Below are 19,457 nucleotides of genomic sequence, written 5' to 3' on the forward strand. Positions count from 1 at the left end.
CTCGCACCAGCTGCCGAGTTGCCCCTTGCCGTTAACCATTCGTTAACCATTAACCCCCTAGCGTTTACCTCTCAGTAAGGATTCGCTGGCCGTGACCTTTGCCGCCCCCGTCGAAACAAAATCCATTCGTTTTCGCGCCCGTTCTTTCGTGGCCTTTACGCTCACGCCGGAGGCGCCGATTTCCGCCTGGCTGGAGGGGCTGGATCACTGGATCGGCAATTCGCCGGGGTATTTTGCGGGACGGCCGGTGGTGCTCGATCTGAACGTGCTGAAGCCCGACGTCGCCGACATCGGGCTGCTGGTTGCTTCGCTCGGTGCACGGGGCATCCGGGTTTATGCCATCGAGCTTGAAGGGGCCTCGCTCGGGCTTGACCTGCCGCCGTTGCTTGGCGGCGCCAAGGAGGCCACCACGGATGGCCTGCTGTCGCAGCCCGGCCGCAAGGGCAAGGCTGAGGCGGCTGATGAAGCCGGCAAGCTGGAAACGGTGTTTTCGGATCGCGGCAAGGATGCCGGCAAGGCCGGCGAAGTCAAGGCCGGCGAAGTCAAGGCCGGCGAGGGCAAGGCCGGCGAAGCCAGGGCCGAGGCGGGCAAGGGCAAGGCAGCCAAGGCCGCGGAAGCAGGCGCGATCGAAACTGTCCAGGCCGGCACGCTTATGGTCAAGTCGCCGATCCGCTCGGGTCAGTCGATCTTCCATCCACATGGCGATGTCATCGTTTTGGGCTCGGTCGCGTCCGGCTCCGAAATCATCGCGGCGGGCTCTATCCATGTCTATGGGACCTTACGCGGCCGCGCCATCGCCGGCTCGCAGGGCAACCGGTCGGCACGCATCTTCTGCCGCAAGAACGAGGCGGAGCTGATTTCGATCGACGGCTGGTACACCACCGCCGAAGAGATGGAAGGCGTCTCGCGCGGCAAGGCCGTGCAGGCCTTCCTCGAAGGCGACATGCTCGCCGTCGTGCCGCTGAACTAGGGCGGCGCGATGCTGACGCCCGGCTTCACGGTTCCGGCCCGGACAAGCGCCGAGGCACCATCGCCGCGCGCAAGCCTCGGACCGGTTTGGGATGGCATGATGGCAGGCTCTGACAACAGCCGTGCGGCGCACGGCACAACAAACGACAACAGGCAACGGAGGCTTTTTCCATGGGCAAGGTAGTGGTCGTCACATCGGGCAAGGGGGGCGTCGGCAAGACCACCTCGACGGCCGCGCTGGGTGCCGCGGTCGCCAAGACCGGCAAGAAGGTGGCGCTGGTCGATTTCGACGTCGGCCTGCGCAATCTCGACCTGATCATGGGCGCCGAGCGGCGCGTCGTGTTCGACCTCGTCAACGTCATCCAGGGCCAGGCCAAGCTGTCGCAGGCACTGATCCGCGACAAGCGCGTCGACACGCTGTTCCTGCTGCCGGCGTCGCAGACGCGGGACAAGGACGCGCTGACCGAGGACGGCGTCGGCGAGGTGATCGACAAGCTGCGTTCGGTCTTCGACTATGTCTTCTGCGACAGCCCGGCCGGCATCGAGCGCGGCGCGCAGCTCGCCATGCGCTTTGCCGACGAGGCCGTCATCGTCACCAATCCGGAAGTGTCGTCGGTGCGCGATTCCGACCGCATCATCGGCCTGCTCGACGCCCGCACCATGCGCGCCGAACAGGGCGAGCAGATCGCCAAGCATGTGCTGGTCACGCGCTATGACGCGGCGCGCGCCGCGCGGGGAGAAATGCTCTCGATCGACGACGTGCTGGAAATCCTGTCGGTGCCGCTGCTCGGCATCATCCCGGAAAGCCAGGATGTGCTGCGCGCCTCCAACCTCGGTTCGCCGGTGACGCTGTCGGAACCGCTCAACAACGCCGCCAAGGCCTATCTCGAAGCGGCACGGCGGCTTGAAGGCGAAGACTTGCCGGTGGTGGTGCCCTTCGAACGCAAGGGTTTCCTCGACCGTCTGCTCGGAAGGAGGGCCGCATGAGCATCCTCGACCTCTTCAAGCGGCGCACCAGCGCGCCGGTGGCGCGCGAGCGGCTGCAGGTGTTGCTCGCCTATGAGCGCCGCAGCCGTGGCCAGCCCGACCTCGTCTCCATTCTGCGGGAGGAGATCATGGCTGTGATCGCCAAGCATGTGCAGATCGACCAGGACTATCTCCAGGTCTCAATGGAGCGGGGTGAGACCATGTCGACGCTGGAAATCGACATCCAGATCCCCAACAAGAGCGCCGTGCCGCTGGCCATGGCGGGGTAAAAACGGTGCGCCTTTTCCTCGCCCCGCTCCACAGGGGGCGAGGAACCCGGATTGCCGGGCCGGCACCGCCGGTTTTCGTCCAGATCAGTTCAGCGAAAATCTCGACCTGAAGCCCGCGGCGCTGTTGCGATTGGGATAGTCCTGATCCGGTATCGCAACGCCCAGATGAGTGCACAGCGGTTCCCAGCCATCGCCAAGAGCGTGGACCAGCAGCCGCTCCGGTGGCACTTCGGCGTACACCGCACGGACATTGGCTTCGTAGCAGGCAATGGCATGCGCTCGATCGCCGGACCGGCCGCCGAACACCTGCCTGGCGATCAGGGCGAGGCCCAGCGATTCTTGATCGACGCTTTGCTCAAGTCCCGCCGCGATCGTTTTTTCAAAACTTTCCCACCAGCTTTCGGCCGAGCGGTAGGTCAGGATCACCCTGGCATTCGGATAGAATTCGATCAGTTCGCGCCAGTAGTACGCCGAAGGCCAGTCCAGGCAGGAGACATAGCCCGACAGCAGCTGGTTCCAGTCCGGCGCGGCACCTTGGGCCAGCGCACGCCACATCCGTTTCTGCTCCTCGTTGCCGATCACTTCATGCATGTGATGACAGGGGCCGTAGCCGAGAATGGCCAGCGCCTCGCGCATCGAATCCGTGCCCGTTCGGCCAAAGCCGGTTCCGATCACCTTGATCGACATCTCCATCCCCTCCCGTTCGACCTGCAAGCCGTTTGCTGGCAGCATATCAGGCTGCACACCGAATATGCACGAGAAGCGTTGACATCGCCGCGAACGCTACGGTCTGTGCCAGCCCGGGACCCGGCACTGGCTGTCGCGGCGGTGCAAATCCCCAAATGTCTGAAATTTACATTTCCCTAGGGGGGCTTCCCCTGCGGAATAAGCGGATGTAAGGATACATATTAGCAGTTTGTTAAATATCTGGTTTTCTTTGCGTAAGAGGGAGTTCCGTATGAACTTCAAGAGCCTGATCAAGCGTGCTGAAGACGTAGACGACGCACTCCAGGAGTTGCAGGACGATCTGGCGGACGCCCTGGATGCCAGCCTCGACAGCGAATTCGAGGCACCGCCGCAGGGCGACGATATCCCCGATGACGCGTCAACCCTCTCGCCACCCCAAGCCGATGCGGCGCAAGCGGAGGGCGCGGACAATCCCGACGATGCGGGCAACACCGACACCGCCGAAACCACGCCACGACTGACGCCCCATGCCCAGACCCGGCTCGCGGCGTTGAACGCCTTCGAAGGAATGTTCCACGACGCCAGGGATTATCTGGATGAGATCAACGGCAAATTGTCGGAAATCTCGACCTCGCACCATCTGACGCGCGAATTCCTCAACATCCTCCACACCGACATTCTTCGCGCCAATGAGCTGGAGCTCGCAAACGCCGGCCTGATCGCCGAGCAACGAGCGCTGTCGGAAAAGCTGCACGACACGGCGGCGAAGCTGCGCGAGCGTGACAGCACGTGCGAAGTGCTGCAGCAGCGCGAGACAGACCTGGTCCAGGACCGGGATGCGCTTCGCACAGCGCTCGCGGCGGCAAGGCTCGAGCTCGCCGAGATGGGCAATGCCAGCGCCAAACGCGACGCGGAATTCGGCGACATCGCCAACCGGCTGACGGCAAGGACGGTCGAGGCCAACAGGCGCTTGCGCGAGAGCAAGATGCTGCGGGAAAAACATGTCAGCCTGTCGGTCGAACTCGACAAGGTGCTGAAGCGGGAGAGCCAGGCGCGCCACAGGCTGGACGAGCTTTCGGCAGTCCACGCCAGCGAAGCGGCGCGCCTTGCCGAACTGATGGCGGCGCTTGGCAAGAGCGAGAAAGAGGAGATCCGGCTGCAGAAGGCGCTCGAGGCCACACAGGCGAAGCTGGCGGAAAAGACCGAAACGGCCAGCCTGATGGAAGGTGACTGGGAAGCCGAACGGGCTCGCGGCCAGACGGAGATGCGCGGATTGCGGTCCGAGATCCAAGACCTGGAATCGCGGCTGGAGCGGGCCTCGAACGAGAACAGTGCGGCCGCCGCCGAAATCGCCAGGCTCAAGACCGACCTGGACGACGCAGTGGCCGAAAAGAAAATCGCCGATGAAAGATTGTCCGCGCTCACCGACGAGAACGAAGCCGACAAGCTGAGCCTTTCGAAAGCGAACGCCAATCTTTCGCAACTTGCGCTGCAACAGGCATCGGAGGACATACAACGGGATGTCCAGCGGCAGGAATGCGAGGATTTGCGGGCCGAAATCGCGTCGCTCAATGCCCGGATCAAGGAACTGCTGCCCTACGAGCGGCTCCACAAGGCCACTAACGGCAAATCGCGCGAGGGCGAGGTGGTGGAGATCGCTGCCGTGGTGGCCGAGAAAGCCCGTGCAACGGGCAGGCGTCCCATCCGCAGGAATCTGCGCGCCACGTCGTAGCGCGCTTCGCAGACCTCGTTGCTTGGCAGTCCCAGCATTGGGCTGCCTTTCGCGATGTGGACGGGCCTGACCCAATCACACCGCCGCGAACACCACCGTCTGCGCCAGCCCGCCGCCCTGGCGGTTCTCCAGCGTCACGGTGCCGCCGTAGCGCTCGATGATCTCCTTGGCTATGGCGAGGCCGAGGCCGGCGCCTGGAATGGATTGCTGGCGGCCGGGGTCGACGCGGAAGAAGGGCTCGAAGGCCTTGTTGATGAGGTCGGGCGGAATGCCCGGGCCGACGTCCGATATGGAGAGCACGGCGCGCCTGTCGGCGAGGTCGAGCGCGATCGTGCAGGCCTTGCCGTGGGTGGCGGCGTTGACGACCAGATTGCGCACGGCGCGGCGCAGGCCGAGCGCGCCGGCGCGGACCGCAACCCTGTCCAGCTGCCCGATCGAGACGGAATGGCCGAGCGTAACCATCTCGGCAGATATGTCGCGCACCATCTTTTCCAGGTCGAGCGGCTCGACGGCATCCTGGTTCACCTCCTCGCGCACCAGGCGGATGGCGCTGTCGGCGATGCGGTCGAGCTCGTCGAGGTCGTGCAGCCACTTGTCGCGCTCCTCGTCGAGGAATTCGGCGCGCAGCCGCATGCGCGTCATCGGCGTGCGCAGATCGTGGCCGGCGGCGGCCACCAGCCGCATGCGGCTTTCCATGGCGGTCTTCAGCCTGGACGAGAGCTGGTTCAGTGCGTGCGCCGTGGCCTTGACCTCGGCCGAGCCTACCTCCGGCACTGGCGCCAGCACGCCGTCGCTGCCGATCTTGGAGACGGTGGCCTCCAGCATTTCGAGCGGCCGGATCAGCACCGAGGTGAAATAGACAGAGACGGCGGTGGCGCCGGCCACGATCAGCGAGATCCAGCCGGCAAGAACCAGCCATTCGCGCCTGGGCGGGTCGATATGTGCTATTTCGAGGATCGCCCACCGGCTGTCGGGCAGGCGCATCGAGGCACGTTGGCTGGGTTCACCCGGTTTGTCGCTGACGATGGCCAGCACGTCGAAGCCGCGGCGGCGCAGCAGATCATTGAGCATCGCCGTCTCCTGCCGGTCCACCTTGCCATCCGCCGGCCGGTCGCTGAATTGCACTCGCAGCACATCCGGTATCGGCCCCGGCAGCAGCCGCACCACGAGTTCCATCTGCTGGGCAACCCATGGCACGACGAGTTCCGGCGGCGGCCCGCCGCCGCGCACGCTGAGGACCGCCGCCGTCGCCAGGCCGACGACACCGACGATAGAGGCGACCAGCAAAAGGATGAGGCGGCGGCGCAGCGAGTTCACGCCTGCGCCTCCACCGTCTCGACGCGCGCGGTCAGCTGGTAGCCGCCATTGCGCACCGTCTTGAACAGCGGCCCGTCGCCGGTGTCGGTGAATTTGCGGCGCAGCCGGCTCATCAGCACGTCGACCGAGCGTTCGAGCGGGTCGCGCTCGCGGCCTTGCGTGAGATCAAGCAGCTGGTCGCGCGACAGCAGCCGGCCGGGGCGCGCGGGTGCCGCTTCTTCCGGCGTCGAGCGCCTGAGCACGGCGCGGATGCGGGCGGTGAGCTCGCGCGGGTTGAACGGCTTGCCGAGATAGTCGTCGGCGCCGAGTTCCAGCCCGATGATGCGGTCGACATCCTCCTTCAGCGCCGTCAGCAGGATGACGGGAATATGCGGCTTGCGGTCGCGCAAGCCCCGGCAGATGTCGAGCCCCGAACCATCCGGCAGCATGACGTCGAGCACGGCCAGGTCGAACTGGCCAGTGGCCAGCTTCTGCTCGCATTCGCGCCTGTCGGCCGCCACCGAGACGCGAAAACCCTGGCCGTCGAGATAGCGCCCGAGCAGCGTACGGATTTCGCGGTCGTCGTCGACGACGAGGATGTGGGGTTGTGACTGCATTATCGTGCCCTTGCCCATGATCCCGGGCTTGTCCTGATTATAGGGAGCGCGCGCGCAAGCGGCATGGAAAATTGCAACCCAATGTTTCTGGCCGGGGGATGGAAACATTCGGAAACAAATTGCCCTTTTGCGGAAACCTTCGGCAACATGCCGACGCGAAGCAGACAAACACGCTTCCTATCCTCCTGACGTCCAAAGCAGGGATGAAAGGAATACCGTCATGCGAAGCAGACTTCTTGCGGTCGGCCTGTTTTCCGCCGCCGCCATCCACCCCGCGCTGGCGGCGCAGCCCGACCCGGGCGCGGCGCCAGGCGGGCCGCCGCCTGCCATGGCAATGCAGGATGGAACGGACCATGGCTCGATGCCGCATCCTCCGCAAGGATGGGGTCCGCAGGGTTTTGGCCCGCACAGTTTCGGCCCGCAAGGCTTCGGCCCCCGCCGCGTGGGGCCGCCGCCGGAATTCATGCTGGCCGCCCGGCTCGCCGCGCTCGAAACACGCGTCGGCATCCGCAGCGAACAGCTCGACGCCTGGCGCGACTACACCAGCGCGCTGCAGGCGGTGCTTTCGCCACCGCGGCCGGACCGTGGTCCGGGTGGCACTGGCGGGCCTGGAGGGCCGGATGGCGGGCCGCAGGCGAAAGGCCCCGATGCAGGGCCGGCCGGCAAGCCCGATCCGTTCGCCTTCCAGGAAAGGCTGGCAGACGACGTCACGGCGCGTGCGGCTTCGGCCGCCAAGCTGAAGGACGCGATCGCCGAGCTGCGCGCCAAGCTCACGCCTGAACAGCTCGAAATCCTCGTTTCGGCGGAACGCCCACATGGACCACCCCCCGGTCCATGGGGCGGCCCGCCGAATGACGCAGTCGGTCCGGCAGGCCCGCCCAATGATGGCCCGATGCCGCCGCCCCAGCCCGGGAACGGCTGACAACCGACCGGCTGCGCCGGCCGGCCCCGGTACCCAACCCGTTCCCGGGCCGGCCGGGTTTCCTTCTCCGGGATGGCGGATCGCGCCTTCCCGGATTCACCCCATGCAACAAGGCACGACAATGTGGGAAGCCCTGATGCTGCTGCGGCTGATCGCATCGGCCAGCCCGAAATATTCGTTCGGCCGGCGCATCGATCATGCCGCAACGCCGCCGGCCTTGCCGGTCGACACGCTGCAAGGCGCGATCCGGCTGGAATTCGCCGCCTGGCGCCTGTCGCTGCCGATCTCGCGGCACGCCGATGGCCACGGAAATCATGACCGCAAGATCGCGTGAGACCTGGCAAGGCGCTTGGCATGTCGGTGCTGATCGGCATAATGGCGCGGAGGGCATCGCGGCCAGCCATCCGATCCTCGGGTGCGCTCCAGCCAGGAAGAAGGAGCGCGACATGAGCCGCTTCGAAGCACCGCTCGACGCCGCCCGCAAGTGGGCGCGACCCCTCGTCACGACATCGTCCGCCTCAAGCCTCACCTGCGACCGCCGGCGTTTGGCCTCGCTTTGCATTGGCCAAAGCCCAGGCGGTCACCGCACCCCCAGCGAAAGATCATTCAGCCATGTCCATGCAGTCTAGCCAGTCCTCCCCGCCAGTTCGCCGGCTCGCGTCCTGGACGGCGCTTGCCGCGGCTCTTCTCCTGGCGGCCTGCTCACAGGAGGGCGGCAAGGCTCCCGCAGGCATGGGCGGCGTCGGCAAACCGGAAGTCGGCGTCGTCACGCTGCATCCGCAATCGGTGGCGATCACAGCCGAACTGTCGGGGCGCACGGCGGCCTCGCTGATCGCCGAGGTGCGTCCACAAGTGAACGGCATCATCCAGCAACGACTGTTCAAGGAAGGCAGCGAGGTGGCGGCGGGACAGCCGCTCTACCTCATCGACCCGGCGAGCTACAAGGCGGCTTATGACAGCGCGGTCGCGGCGCAGCAGAAGGCGGCGGCGGCGGTGCCTACCGCGCAGGCCAAGTTCGACAGATACGCCGGCCTGTTGAAGCAGAACGTTGTTTCCAAACAGGATTATGATGACGCCGCCGCCACGCTTGCGCAGGCGCAGGCGGATGTGGCTTCCGCCAAGGCGAGCGCCGAAACCGCGCGCATCAGCCTCGACCGCACCTCGATCACCGCGCCGATCGCAGGCCGCATCGACAAGTCCACGCTGACACCGGGCGCGCTGGTCACCGCCAACCAGGAGACGGTGCTGACCACGATCCGTTCGCTCGACCCGATCAATGTCGACGTCACGCAGTCGAGCACCAATTTGCTCAACCTGCGCCAGGCGATCTCGGAAGGGCGGCTGAAGTTCAGCGGCCCCAATGTCAGCGTCAAGCTGAAGCTCGAGAACGGCACCATCTACGCGCAGACCGGCAAGCTGGAATTCGCCGGCGCCAATGTCGACCAGACCACCGGCACGTTCGCGCTCAGGGCCGAGTTCCCCAACCCCGACCGCCTGCTTCTGCCGGGCATGTATGTGCGGGCGCTGGTCGAGGAGGGCGTTGCCCAGAACAGTTTTCTCGTGCCGCAGCGCGCCGTCACCCGCAACACGAAGGGTGAGGCGACGGCCATGGTCATCAATGCGCAGGGCAAGGTCGAGACGCGCGTGCTCGCCGTGCGCAACACCGTCGGCAACAGCTGGCTGGTCGACAGCGGCGTGGGCGATGGTGACCGTGTCATCGTCGAGGGCCTGCAGCTCGTGCGCCCCGGCGGCGATGCGACCGGCGTCGAAGTGACGATCGACGAGGCGACCGGTGAGATCAAGGATCGCGGCCAGACCTCCGCCTTGCCGGCCCCATCCAAGGTGGCCAGCACCGGCCAGCAACCCGCCGCGTCGACCGGGAACTGAGACGATGTCAGCATTTTTCATCAACCGGCCGATCTTCGCCTGGGTGATCGCCATCGTGATCATGCTGGGCGGTCTGCTCGCACTCACCACGCTGCCGATCTCGCAATATCCGCAGATCGCGCCGACCACGGTCAATATCAGCGCCACCTATCCGGGCGCGGACGCCCAGACGGTCGAGAACTCGGTGACCAAGGTCATCGAGCAAGGCATGACCGGCATCGACAATCTCGACTACATGACGGCGACCTCGACCGCGACCGGTTCGGCCTCGATCACGCTGACCTTCACCAGTTCGGCCGACCCCGACACCGCCCAGGTGCAGACGCAGAACAAGCTGCAGCTGGTGCAGTCGCAACTGCCGCAGGTAGTGCAGAGCAACGGCATCACCGTCTCCAAATCCTCGACCGGCTTCCTGATGGTCATCGGCTTCGTCTCCAGCGACGGCAAGATGAACTCGACCGACCTCGCCGACTATGTCGACGCCACCGTCAACGACACGCTGAAGCGCGTCGAAGGCGTGGGCTCGACGCAGCTCTTCGGCTCGGGCTATGCGATGCGGATCTGGCTCGACCCCGACAAGCTGGCCAAATACGCGCTGATGCCAAGCGACGTGGCGAGCGCCATCGAGGCGCAGAACACGCAGGTTTCGGCCGGCCAGCTCGGCGGTCTGCCGGCGCGCAAGGGCCAGCAGCTCAACGCCACGGTGACCGCCAAGAGCCGGCTGCAAACCGCCGAACAGTTCCGCAACATCATCCTGAAGAGCCAGACGGACGGCTCGCTGGTCCGCCTCAACGACGTCGCCACCGTCGAACTCGGCGCCGAAAGCTATACGACGCAAGCCAACTACAACGGCAAGCCGGCGGCGGGCGTCGCCGTCAACCTGGCGACCGGTGCCAACGCGATCAGCACCGCCGAAGCGGTGCGCTCGACGATAAACCGGCTGAGCTCGACCTTCCCGCAAGGCGTCGAGGTCGTCTATCCCTACGACACCTCGCCCTTCGTGCGGCTGTCGATCGAGGAGGTGGTCAAGACGCTAGCCGAGGCGATCGTGCTGGTGTTCCTGGTGATGTTCATCTTCCTGCAGAACTTGCGGGCGACGATCATCCCGACCATCGCGGTGCCGGTGGTGCTGCTGGGCACGTTCGGCGTGCTGTCGCTGTTCGGCTATTCGGTCAACACGCTGACCATGTTCGCCATGGTGCTGGCCATCGGCCTGCTCGTCGACGACGCCATCGTCGTGGTCGAGAATGTCGAACGCGTCATGCAGGAGGAAGATCTGTCGCCGAAGGAGGCGACGCGAAAATCGATGAACGAGATCACCGGCGCGCTGGTCGGCATCGCCACCGTGCTGTCGGCGGTGTTCGTGCCGATGGCCTTCTTCGGCGGCTCGACCGGCATCATCTACCGGCAGTTCTCGGTGACCATCGTCTCGGCCATGGTGCTGTCCGTGCTGGTGGCTCTGGTGCTGACGCCGGCATTGTGCGCCACGATCCTGCGGCGGCCGAAGGACCATGCCACGCAGACCGGTCCGTTCGGCTGGTTCAACAGGATGTTCGATCGCGGCACGACGGCCTATCGCGACGGCTCGCACGGCATCATCAACCGGTCGTGGCGATTTCTTGCCATCTTCCTCGCCATCGTCGTCGCCATGGGCTGGATGTTTGCGCGGTTGCCGAGCTCGTTCCTGCCGGAAGAAGACCAGGGCATCCTGATCACCAGCGTGCAATTGCCGGTCGGCGCCACGCAGGACCGCACGGAGCGCGTGCTGAAGCAAGTCACCGACCACTATCTCAACGACGAAAAGGACGCCGTCGACGGGGTCTTCACCGCGTCGGGCTTCGGCTTCGGCGGAGCCGGGCAGAATGTCGGCATCGGCTTCGTGCGGCTGAAGGATTTCGCCCAGCGCAAGTCGTCCGCAATGGCCGCGCAGGCGATCGCCGGCCGCGCCATGGGCGCGTTCTCCAAGATCAGGGATGCGCAGGTCTTCGCGCTGGCGCCCCCGGCCATCCAGGGCTTCGGCAACACCAACGGCTTCGATTTCTACCTGCAGGACGTCAACGGCGCCGGCCATGACGCGCTGATCCAGACGCGCAACCAGCTTCTGGCCTTGGCTGGGCAGAGCAAGGTGCTCGCAAACACGCGTCCCAACGGCCAGGAGGACCAGCCGCAATTCTCGGTCGACATCGACCAGGAGAAGGCGAGCGCGCTGGGCGTCAGCCTTGCCGACATCAACAACACGTTGTCCAGCGCCTGGGGCAGCGATTACGTCAACGACTTCATCGATCGCGGACGGGTGAAGCCGGTCTACATGCAATCGGACGCGAATTTCCGCATGCAGCCGGAGGATCTCGACAAATGGCAGGTTCGCAATTCAAGCGGCGCCATGGTGCCGTTCTCGGCCTTTGCCTCCAGCCACTGGACATTCGGTTCGCCCCGGCTCGAACGCTATAATGGTTCGGCCGCGGTCGAGATCCAGGGCGCGGCGGCAGCGGGCGTGAGCTCGGGTGCGGCGATGGACGAGATCGACAAACTCGTCGCGCAACTGCCGGCCGGCTATTCGCATGAATGGACCGGGCTGTCGCATCAGGAGCGGCTTTCGGGCAACCAGGCGATGTCGCTCTATGCGATCTCGGCCTTGGTCGTGTTCCTGTGCCTGGCCGCGCTCTATGAGAGCTGGTCGATCCCGTTCGCGGTGATGCTGTCGGTACCGATCGGCATCTTCGGCGCGCTGCTGGCGGCAAGCCTGTTCGGCCAGACCAACGACGTCTATTTCAAGGTCGGCCTGCTGACCACGATCGGCCTCGCCGCCAAGAACGCCATCCTGATCGTCGAGTTCGCCATTGAACGGCAGGCGGCCGGCATGGGGCTGGTGGAGGCAACGCTCGAGGCGGCGCGACAGCGGTTGCGGCCGATCCTGATGACGTCGCTGGCCTTCATCCTCGGCGTCACGCCGCTTGCGATCGCCAGCGGCGCCGGCTCGGGCGCGCAGAACTCCGTCGGCATCGGCGTGATGGGCGGCATGATCGCCGCGACCGTGATCGGTGTGTTCCTGGTGCCGCTGCTGTTCGTCACGGTGCGGCGCATCTTCAAGGGCAGGGTGGCCAAACCAGATCCCGGGCAGGATACGGGCGAAACGCCGGTGACGGCCAACCAGCAGTAAGGGTTCTTCACATGACAGGTTTTGAACGTGGCTCGGTGGCCGAGGCGGCCCAGCGCTCGCTCTACTCGGTCGAGGATTCGCTGTTGCAGAGCCGCGTCCTTCTGGCGACCGACTACATCGCCCTCAACAAGGCGCTCGGCGGCGGCTGGGACGGCGCGGTCGACAGCGCCAGGCCCGAGATCGTCGACGGCAAGACCGGTCCGCGGCTGGCGAAGGTGGCCGGCCAGAGTTGACCGGTTCGGGTTCCCGCAGGGCTTCCAGGCTGGGGAACGCTTGCAATGCGATGCCATCATCAAGCTGAATTATCTTGGCGACGGCCTGGATTTCACCATGGCGCTGCCGTTGCGCGGGACCAGGCCGGCGCGGGCCTAGTCCTGATGCCGGTGAAAGTGGCACTTTTGGCGATAGCTCGCGCATCGCTTCGCTGATATTGGTGGCGTCCAGAAAATTCCTGGATGCAAGAGATGACATCGAATTCAGATAAGGCGGAAACGGTCGAGCAGTTGCTGGAAACGCCCGACCTTGCCAGCGCGCTGGAAAGCGAACAGTTCAAGAAGTTCCTCGACCAGGTGCCGATTGCCATCGCCGTTTCGGACCTCGGCGGGCAGGAACGTGTCGTCTATGCCAATCCGGAGTTCGAGAAACTGTCGGGCCTGAAGGCGGCCAGCCTCGCCCAGAAGAATTGGGCGGCACTTTCCGGCATTGGCCTGCACCAGCAGAAGGACAGCGCGCTGTCCGATGCGGTGGTCGACGGGACCGATTTCGTCGGCACGTTCCGGCTCGAGCGGGCCGAGGACAAGCTTGCGATCGTCGACGTCTATTCCAACGTCATCGAGGATGACAACGGCAAGGCCTGCTTCCGGCTGGTGGCACTGGTCGACGTCTCGGCCCATGGCGAGACCGAAGATGCGCGCTCGATCGAGGAGCGCGTCCGCGAGAAAGACACGCTGCTGCGGGAATTGCAGCACCGGGTGAAGAACAATCTGCAGATGATCACCGCCCTGATCCGCCTCGAAACGCGCAATGCGACCGAGCCGGACCGGAAACGCTTCGAAAGACTGGCCGGCCGCGTCGACGCCTTGGCCATCCTCTATCAAACGCTATCGGGCGAGGAGCACAAGGAGGAGGTCGATCTCGGCGTCTATCTGAGCCAGATCGCGTCAGCCGTGATGAGTTCGCATGCTGTCGAGGGCATTCGCCTCGACATGAAGGTGGACACCTACCCGGTTTCGATCAACGTTGCCATGCCCACCGGCCTGGTGGTCAACGAATTGCTGACCAACGCGCTCAAGCATGCATTTCGCGGGCGTGACAGCGGGACGATCACGCTGCACAGCGTCGTGAACGGGGATGGCTGCCGCGTCGTCGTCGCCGATGACGGGATCGGGTTGCCGGAAGGCGAGAGCTGGCCCAAGCAAGGCAAGCTCGGCGCGCTCATCGCACAATCGCTGACAGAGAACGCCAAGGCTGAGTTCGACGTGACTTCCAGCGCCGACGAAGGCACGCGGGTCACGATCGTGTTCAAGCGCTCCGCCGCCGCGGCCTAGGCAATTCCAGGAAACCAACTGGTTAGGGCGGGTTCGGCGTTCTGCCAAATCCAGTCTGGAGCGGCGATCCTGCGCATGCTGCGCGACGACGGTCCCCAGTCGCGTGCCGAACTGGCGCGGCGCACGGCGCTTTCGCCCACCACGCTGACCGATCTACGGCGCATCTGCTCAGGGCAGGGACCGTCGTCGAACTCAACCGGGCCGCCGCCAGCGACGCGTCCGTGGGCCGGCGGCCATCGGTGTCGCGCCGGCGCCCGATGCCCTGTCGGTGGCGGAATCGCCTTACGGCATCGGCCGTCTCCGTCTCTGGCCGTGCCCCCATCGAGGCATCCGCGCTGTCTCACGACAGCCAGGCCGGTTCATCCTATTGCATTGCTGCCGGGCAGGTTTTCGCCTCGGGGCATGGAGGGATGAAGCACAAGTGACATCAATGCCGCTTGCCAGCCGCGAAGCCGCACCCTTGCCGGTCGCGGCGCTGATGGGGGCCATGGTGTCGATCCAGATCGGCGCCACCTTCGCCAAGACGCTGTTTCCGGTGATCGGCGCGCAAGGCACGACGACGCTCAGGCTGGTCATCGGCGCGCTGATGCTGATCGCGGTGCTGCGGCCCTGGCAGGTACGGCCCTCGCGCGCCACCATGCCGTGGCTCATCGCCTATGGGGTGACGCTGTGCGCGCTCAACCTTCTGTTCTACGCGGCACTTGCCAGGATCCCGCTTGGCGTCGCGGTGGCGCTGGAGTTTTCCGGTCCGCTGCTGGTGGCGACACTGACCTCTCGGCGGGCCAGCGACTTTGCCTGGATCGCACTTGCGGTCGCCGGCATCGTGCTGTTGTCGCCCTTCATCCACTCGCTCAAGCCGCTCGACCCGATCGGCGTGATGCTGGCGCTGGCGGCCGGCGGGTTCTGGGCGCTCTATATCGTTCTGGCGCAGAAGGCGGGCGCGGAACTCGGCACCCGCACCACCGCCTATGGCATGGCGATCGCCGCTGTGCTGGTGCTGCCCTTTGGCATTGCCGAGGCGGGAAGCGGCCTGCTCGCGCCGTCGATCCTGGTCAGCGCGCTGCTCGTCGGCCTGTTCTCGAGCGCGCTGCCGTTCTTCCTGGAGATGGTGGCGCTGACCCGCATGCCGGCGCGCATCTATGGCACGCTGACCTGCCTCGAGCCGGGGCTTGGCGCGCTGGCCGGGTTCCTGTTCCTGCGGGAAAGCCTGACCACGCCGCAATTGGCCGGCATCGCCGCCGTGATCGTGGCCGCCGCCGGCACCGCGCTAACCTCGAAGCCGCCGGTGCCGTCGCCGGAGTAGGGGGCGGACGCCGGGACCGCCCGGCGACGTCAATTTGGCGCGAGCCGGCGGCCTGTTGTCGTCAGAACTTGACGCTGAGGTTTGCCTTGGCGCCGTTGTCGACGGTGCCACCACCGAACTGCCCGGAATAGGACAGGCCGAGCGTGGCATTGGGCGACATTTTCATGTCGACGCCGGCTTCGATTACCGCCGCGTTCCTGGCGATCGGTATGCCGGCGATGGTGAAGGCGTCGCCGCCGGCGAAGGCGAAACTTGAAGTCGGCGTGACGTCGCCGAAAGCGTGGCGCCAGCCGAGCATGCCGCGCGCGGTGGCATTGACGCCGCCAAGCCCAAAATCGGTCGAGCCGCGCAAGCCGAGCGTGGCGAAGGTGACGTTGCTGCTCGCGCCAGCGCTGGTCAAGGCCGCCGCACCGCCGGTTTCGCTGAAGCCTTCAGTGTGCAGGCTGACATAAGCGAGGTTGGCGAAGGGTTCGAACTTGAAGGCCCCGCTGGTCTCGGCCTTGTAGGCGAGATCGCCGAACATCTGCGCGGTGCCCGCATCGTAGTTGGCCGAGAGCTGATCGGCAAAACCGGTGAAGGCGACGGAGCGCTTGGTCGAGAGGCTGCTCCAGCTGTAGGCCGCACCGGTGCGGAAGGCGATGGCGCCCCAATTGGTGCCGCCATAGAGGCCGAGATGGTAGCTGTCGCTCTTGCCGGAGGAATTGCGATCGTCGGCGTTGAAGGAGGAATGGCTGTAGCCGCCGAGAACACCGACGCGCCAGCCGCCGACCAAAGTGTCGGCGCCGGCCAGCAGGCCGCCGGTCGAGCGGTCGAAGGCGGCGGCGTTGCCGTCGCTGGCGCTACTGCCCGTGGAACCGAACGCCTGGCCCCAGACGGCGAAGCGATCGGTATCGGCGGCGACCATCTCGGGGCCGCCCTCGCCATAGGCCATGACCGGAAGCGCCGCCGCGCCGGCATCGCCGAAGGCGGCAGCGATGCGGCTGTTGGCGGCGTCGCGAACGAAGCGGGAGTCCTCGATCAGCAGGCCCTTGGCCGAGGCATGGATTTCGCCGGAAAGCTGGTCGAAAGCGTCCTGGGCGGCTGCCTCGCTCGACAAGGCAAAGATGGCATCGAAGAGCGGATTGCCGGCGCCAAGGCTTTCGGCGCCGCCGCCGGTGGCGATCTGGTTCGGCGTCAGGCCTACACTGGCAAAGCTTGCCTTGGCCAGGTTGAGATAGACATTGTTCGCGTCATAGGTGAGCGTCGGCGCAATGAAGATCGAGCCGTCTTCGAGACTGGCCTTGTCGAAGGTGCCGGTGACACCGCCCGCCGCCGTGACGATCGTATAGGTCGTGCCGGTCGCATAATCCGGATAGGGTATGACGTCGACCGTGCCGCCGCCAATCGTCACCGTACCGGTGGCGTTGATCCGATCGGATGTGCCGCCGATTTCGACTTCAACTGCGTAAGTCGAACCGGCCGAGAAGGCTGTGTTGCTAACATTGATCGTGCCGATCGAATTGCCCGGTGCAAAGGTGCCGCCCGAAGCAATGGTCACAATGCCTACCGTGCCCGACCCGCCAAGCAGGCCGCCGGTGACATTTATCGCGCCGCCGAGCGAGCCGTTGACATAGAGGCCGCCGCCGAGAACGTTCGTCGTCCCGGTGAAGCCGGAGGAATTGCTGGTCAACTTGGTGTTGCCGGCGATCTGGTTGATCGTCCCCAGTCCGCTGATCGCCGAAGCGAAGCCATTGTTCGCGCTGGTATGGTTGAAATTGAGCGTGCCGGTGCCGGAGCCGAACTGCAACGTTGCCGAATCGAGGACGCCGGCGCCCGCCGCCGCGGAGCCCGCCGCGCCGCCGATGTTAAGCGCGCCGACAGAGCCGGCCTGGCTGGCGATCGCGGTAGAGCCGTCCACCAGAGCGGTGCCGCCGTTGGAGAGCGTCACCGAAGCAGTGCCGCTGAACCCGATATCCAGGTCGCCGTGCATCTCCCACAGTGAGGCCGGGCCATCAACGGTTGCCTGGCCGGTGGCACCGGCGGCGAACGCCATGTAGGTGCCGCCGCCGGATGCGACGCCGCCATTGGTGACGGCAAGCGTGCCGATTCCCAGACCGCCAAGGTACATGCCGTTCTTGTTGGTCCATTTCGAGCCCACGCCGTCGACGGTAACCGCACCGGTGGCTGTCGCCGCCTGGCCGACAAAGACGGAATCTGCATCCGCTGAACCGCCGCTGGAGATGGAAAGCGCCGCGTGACCGGCGCTTCCCAGGATAAGATTGTCATCGGTGCTCCAGGAGGATCCCGCCCCGTCCACCGTCACGGTGGCGGTTGCGGTTTCAAACACTGCGAGGAGTGCGGCCTGGTTGAGGACATGGCCGCCATCTGCCACCTGGAGCGTGCCGGCGCCCTTGAAACCGAGGAACAGGTCGCCGGAATTCGTCCAGCTCGAACCCGGTCCATCGACCGTGACGGTGCCCATGGACCCGACGTCGTAGCCCGCAGAGCCAGTCTGGTTGCTAACGGCGCCGCCATTGGTGATGTCGAGCGTGCCGGTTCCTGATTGGCCAACAATGAGTTCGCCCGTATTCGCCCAGGTTGAGCCGGTGCCGTCGACGAACGCCATGCCGATGGAGCCCGTCTTCGCGCCGACAGCGGCCCAGGTGTTGCTGACCACGCCGCCGTGAGTGATCCCCAGTGCGCCGTTACCCAAATTGCCCACAATCAGGTTGGAGCTGTTTGTCCAGATCGAGCCGGCGCCATCGACGAACGCGATGCCGGTCGAGCCCGTCTGCGCGCCGATCATACCGATGGTGTTGCTGACCGCGCCGCTATTCGAGACCGTCAGCGTACCCTGGCCCTGGAAGCCGATGAAGAGGTCCGAAGTGTTGGTCCAGGCCGAGCCGACGCCGTCGACCGCCACCAGGCCCTTGGAGCCCGCGGCATAGCCGGCATAGCCCACCGAACTGGTGACCGCGCCGCCATTCGTGACCGTCAGCGCGCCGAAGCCCGCGTTCCCAACCGCAAGGGCCGCGTTCGCCCAGGTCGAGCCAGCACCGTCGACAGTTGCCGTGCCACTGGAGCCCGCCAGGTTGCCCAGGATACCGCTCAGATTGCTGACCTTGCCGCCGTTCGAGATTTTCAGCGCACCGGTGCCCTGATCGCCGACGTATAGGTGGGAGGAGTTTGTCCAGGTCGAACCCGCTCCGTCGACCGTCACCGTGCCGGTGGAGCCTACATGCCAACCGATGGTGCCCATGGCATTGCTGACCACGCCGCCATTGGTGATGTCCAGCGTGCCTGTGCCAAATTCGGCGATATAAAGATCTCCGCTGTTGGTCCATGTCGAGCCCGGGCCGTCCACCGTTACGGTGCCGGTGCCCGGGCCGTAGCCGACATGACCCACTTTGTCGCTCACAGCGCCGCCGCTGGAGATCGTCAAGGTGCCGTTGCTGTTCGTACCCAAGGCAAGGAAAAGGTCCGAACTGTTGCTCCAGACGGAGCCTGCTCCAGTGACGCTCACGGTGCCGCTCGCGTCCGAAGCGTAGCCGAGATAGCCGGCAGTGTCGGAGAGGGTGCCGCCATTGGTGATCGTCAGCGAGCCCGAGTAACTCGAAATGGTGCCGACAAACAGATAATGAGCGGCCGCATTCGCCGCATTGACCACGGTCGGGTGCGGGAACACCGGATCGAGCATAACATCGTCGCTCGATGTCGGAACAGCGGCGGGGTTCCAGTTTCCGGCGGTAAACCAATCCGTGGAGGCGGCGCCGGTCCAGATCTCGGCTGCCGATGCGGGGATCGGCAGGCCAAGGCAGACCAGTGCCGTCGACGCCAGCGCCAGGTTTTTCAATGCGTTGGCCTTACGGCCTCCAAATGCATTCCGCGGCATTCGATCCCCTGACATGACAGTCGTTTCACCCTGAGGCTGACATGTCATTGGAGCCCGGCCTTGTCTTGGGCAGGGCCGCACCGGAATTGGACTGGAGTGAAAAGCAGCGTGTTTTGCGCGCATTGTGGCAGTTCGGCGTCATCGGTGGCGCAAGCCGCTGCGGAACGGCCTCGCACGGGCGGTACCGGACTGCTGGCGAAGGCTGCAAAA

15 protein-coding genes and 1 pseudogene are annotated in these 19,457 nt (G+C 65.4%); 12 read left to right on the forward strand and 4 right to left on the reverse strand.

Annotated features, from left to right (window positions below):
* Positions 1-91 precede the first annotated feature (91 nt).
* The 3 genes from minC (at position 92) to minE (ending at position 2,225) form a co-directional block, all read left to right on the forward strand.
* Positions 92-970, forward strand: a complete 879-nt coding sequence (gene minC / locus MESAU_RS15210) for a septum site-determining protein MinC (RefSeq protein ID WP_015316921.1) — start codon at positions 92-94, stop codon at positions 968-970.
* Positions 971-1,140: 170 nt separating this feature from the next.
* Positions 1,141-1,956: a septum site-determining protein MinD gene (gene minD / locus MESAU_RS15215; RefSeq protein ID WP_015316922.1), complete on the forward strand. Its 816-nt coding sequence runs from the start codon at positions 1,141-1,143 to the stop codon at positions 1,954-1,956.
* Complete coding sequence (gene minE / locus MESAU_RS15220; protein WP_015316923.1) at positions 1,953-2,225, forward strand: cell division topological specificity factor MinE; 273 nt, start codon at positions 1,953-1,955, stop codon at positions 2,223-2,225. Before minD ends, minE begins: the two co-directional genes overlap by 4 nt.
* A gap of 84 nt (positions 2,226-2,309) precedes the next feature.
* Here the strand turns inward: minE and MESAU_RS15225 are convergent, their stop codons facing one another.
* Entirely contained in the window at positions 2,310-2,957 is a 648-nt protein-coding gene (locus tag MESAU_RS15225; protein ID WP_342447678.1) for a sulfotransferase family protein, read from the reverse strand.
* A 226-nt stretch (positions 2,958-3,183) separates the two neighbouring features.
* On the opposite strand from MESAU_RS15225, the gene MESAU_RS15230 reads away from it, so the two are divergent.
* Complete coding sequence (locus tag MESAU_RS15230; RefSeq protein WP_015316925.1) at positions 3,184-4,644, forward strand: coiled-coil domain-containing protein; 1,461 nt, start codon at positions 3,184-3,186, stop codon at positions 4,642-4,644.
* A 75-nt stretch (positions 4,645-4,719) separates the two neighbouring features.
* Here MESAU_RS15230 and MESAU_RS15235 read toward each other — a convergent pair whose 3' ends face one another.
* Complete coding sequence (locus MESAU_RS15235; RefSeq protein ID WP_015316926.1) at positions 4,720-5,961, reverse strand: ATP-binding protein; 1,242 nt, start codon at positions 5,959-5,961, stop codon at positions 4,720-4,722.
* Positions 5,958-6,557, reverse strand: coding sequence for a response regulator (locus MESAU_RS15240; RefSeq protein ID WP_041163789.1), 600 nt, complete (start codon positions 6,555-6,557; stop codon positions 5,958-5,960). Before MESAU_RS15240 ends, MESAU_RS15235 begins: the two co-directional genes overlap by 4 nt.
* A 220-nt stretch (positions 6,558-6,777) precedes the next feature.
* Here MESAU_RS15240 and MESAU_RS15245 point away from each other — a divergent pair, with 220 nt between their 5' ends.
* The 8 genes and pseudogenes from MESAU_RS15245 (at position 6,778) to MESAU_RS15275 (ending at position 15,376) form a co-directional block, all read left to right on the forward strand.
* Positions 6,778-7,479, forward strand: a complete 702-nt coding sequence (locus tag MESAU_RS15245; protein WP_015316928.1) for a hypothetical protein — start codon at positions 6,778-6,780, stop codon at positions 7,477-7,479.
* A gap of 103 nt (positions 7,480-7,582) precedes the next feature.
* Positions 7,583-7,813 carry a hypothetical protein gene (locus MESAU_RS15250; protein WP_224527071.1) on the forward strand — a complete coding sequence of 77 codons (231 nt, stop codon included), beginning with the start codon at positions 7,583-7,585 and terminating at the stop codon, positions 7,811-7,813.
* A 278-nt stretch (positions 7,814-8,091) separates the two neighbouring features.
* On the forward strand, positions 8,092-9,366 hold the full coding sequence (locus MESAU_RS15255) for an efflux RND transporter periplasmic adaptor subunit (RefSeq protein ID WP_015316931.1): 1,275 nt from the start codon (positions 8,092-8,094) through the stop codon (positions 9,364-9,366).
* A gap of 4 nt (positions 9,367-9,370) precedes the next feature.
* Positions 9,371-12,526 carry an efflux RND transporter permease subunit gene (locus MESAU_RS15260; RefSeq protein WP_015316932.1) on the forward strand — a complete coding sequence of 1,052 codons (3,156 nt, stop codon included), beginning with the start codon at positions 9,371-9,373 and terminating at the stop codon, positions 12,524-12,526.
* Positions 12,527-12,573: 47 nt separating this feature from the next.
* Positions 12,574-12,759: pseudogene (locus MESAU_RS15265) on the forward strand (efflux transporter outer membrane subunit); the annotation flags it as partial.
* Between the two features lie 231 nt (positions 12,760-12,990).
* Positions 12,991-14,073 carry a sensor histidine kinase gene (locus MESAU_RS15270; RefSeq protein WP_015316933.1) on the forward strand — a complete coding sequence of 361 codons (1,083 nt, stop codon included), beginning with the start codon at positions 12,991-12,993 and terminating at the stop codon, positions 14,071-14,073.
* A gap of 75 nt (positions 14,074-14,148) precedes the next feature.
* Positions 14,149-14,487: a hypothetical protein gene (locus tag MESAU_RS32395; protein WP_167331120.1), complete on the forward strand. Its 339-nt coding sequence runs from the start codon at positions 14,149-14,151 to the stop codon at positions 14,485-14,487.
* Positions 14,488-14,494: 7 nt separating this feature from the next.
* A complete protein-coding gene (locus MESAU_RS15275) occupies positions 14,495-15,376 on the forward strand; it encodes an EamA family transporter (protein WP_015316934.1) in 882 nt (293 codons plus the stop codon).
* A gap of 61 nt (positions 15,377-15,437) precedes the next feature.
* On the opposite strand, the gene MESAU_RS15280 is transcribed toward MESAU_RS15275, so the two are convergent.
* On the reverse strand, positions 15,438-19,247 hold the full coding sequence (locus tag MESAU_RS15280; protein ID WP_015316935.1) for an autotransporter outer membrane beta-barrel domain-containing protein: 3,810 nt from the start codon (positions 19,245-19,247) through the stop codon (positions 15,438-15,440).
* Between the last annotated feature and the right edge of the window lie 210 nt (positions 19,248-19,457).

The organism is Mesorhizobium australicum WSM2073 (assembly GCF_000230995.2).
Lineage (GTDB): Bacteria > Pseudomonadota > Alphaproteobacteria > Rhizobiales > Rhizobiaceae > Mesorhizobium > Mesorhizobium australicum.

Excerpts from the sequence above, each read along its gene's own strand:
- minD (WP_015316922.1), top strand. The coding sequence starts at position 1,141 with ATGGGCAAGGTAGTGGTCGTCACATCGGGCAAGGGGGGCGTCGGCAAG.
- minE (WP_015316923.1), top strand. The coding sequence starts at position 1,953 with ATGAGCATCCTCGACCTCTTCAAGCGGCGCACCAGCGCGCCGGTGGCG.
- MESAU_RS15225 (WP_342447678.1), bottom strand. The coding sequence starts at position 2,957 with ATGCTGCCAGCAAACGGCTTGCAGGTCGAACGGGAGGGGATGGAGATG.
- MESAU_RS15230 (WP_015316925.1), top strand. The coding sequence starts at position 3,184 with ATGAACTTCAAGAGCCTGATCAAGCGTGCTGAAGACGTAGACGACGCA.
- MESAU_RS15240 (WP_041163789.1), bottom strand. The coding sequence starts at position 6,557 with ATGCAGTCACAACCCCACATCCTCGTCGTCGACGACGACCGCGAAATC.
- MESAU_RS15245 (WP_015316928.1), top strand. The coding sequence starts at position 6,778 with ATGCGAAGCAGACTTCTTGCGGTCGGCCTGTTTTCCGCCGCCGCCATC.
- MESAU_RS15250 (WP_224527071.1), top strand. The coding sequence starts at position 7,583 with ATGCAACAAGGCACGACAATGTGGGAAGCCCTGATGCTGCTGCGGCTG.
- MESAU_RS15255 (WP_015316931.1), top strand. The coding sequence starts at position 8,092 with ATGTCCATGCAGTCTAGCCAGTCCTCCCCGCCAGTTCGCCGGCTCGCG.
- MESAU_RS15260 (WP_015316932.1), top strand. The coding sequence starts at position 9,371 with ATGTCAGCATTTTTCATCAACCGGCCGATCTTCGCCTGGGTGATCGCC.
- MESAU_RS15270 (WP_015316933.1), top strand. The coding sequence starts at position 12,991 with ATGACATCGAATTCAGATAAGGCGGAAACGGTCGAGCAGTTGCTGGAA.
- MESAU_RS32395 (WP_167331120.1), top strand. The coding sequence starts at position 14,149 with ATGCTGCGCGACGACGGTCCCCAGTCGCGTGCCGAACTGGCGCGGCGC.
- MESAU_RS15280 (WP_015316935.1), bottom strand. The coding sequence starts at position 19,247 with ATGCCGCGGAATGCATTTGGAGGCCGTAAGGCCAACGCATTGAAAAAC.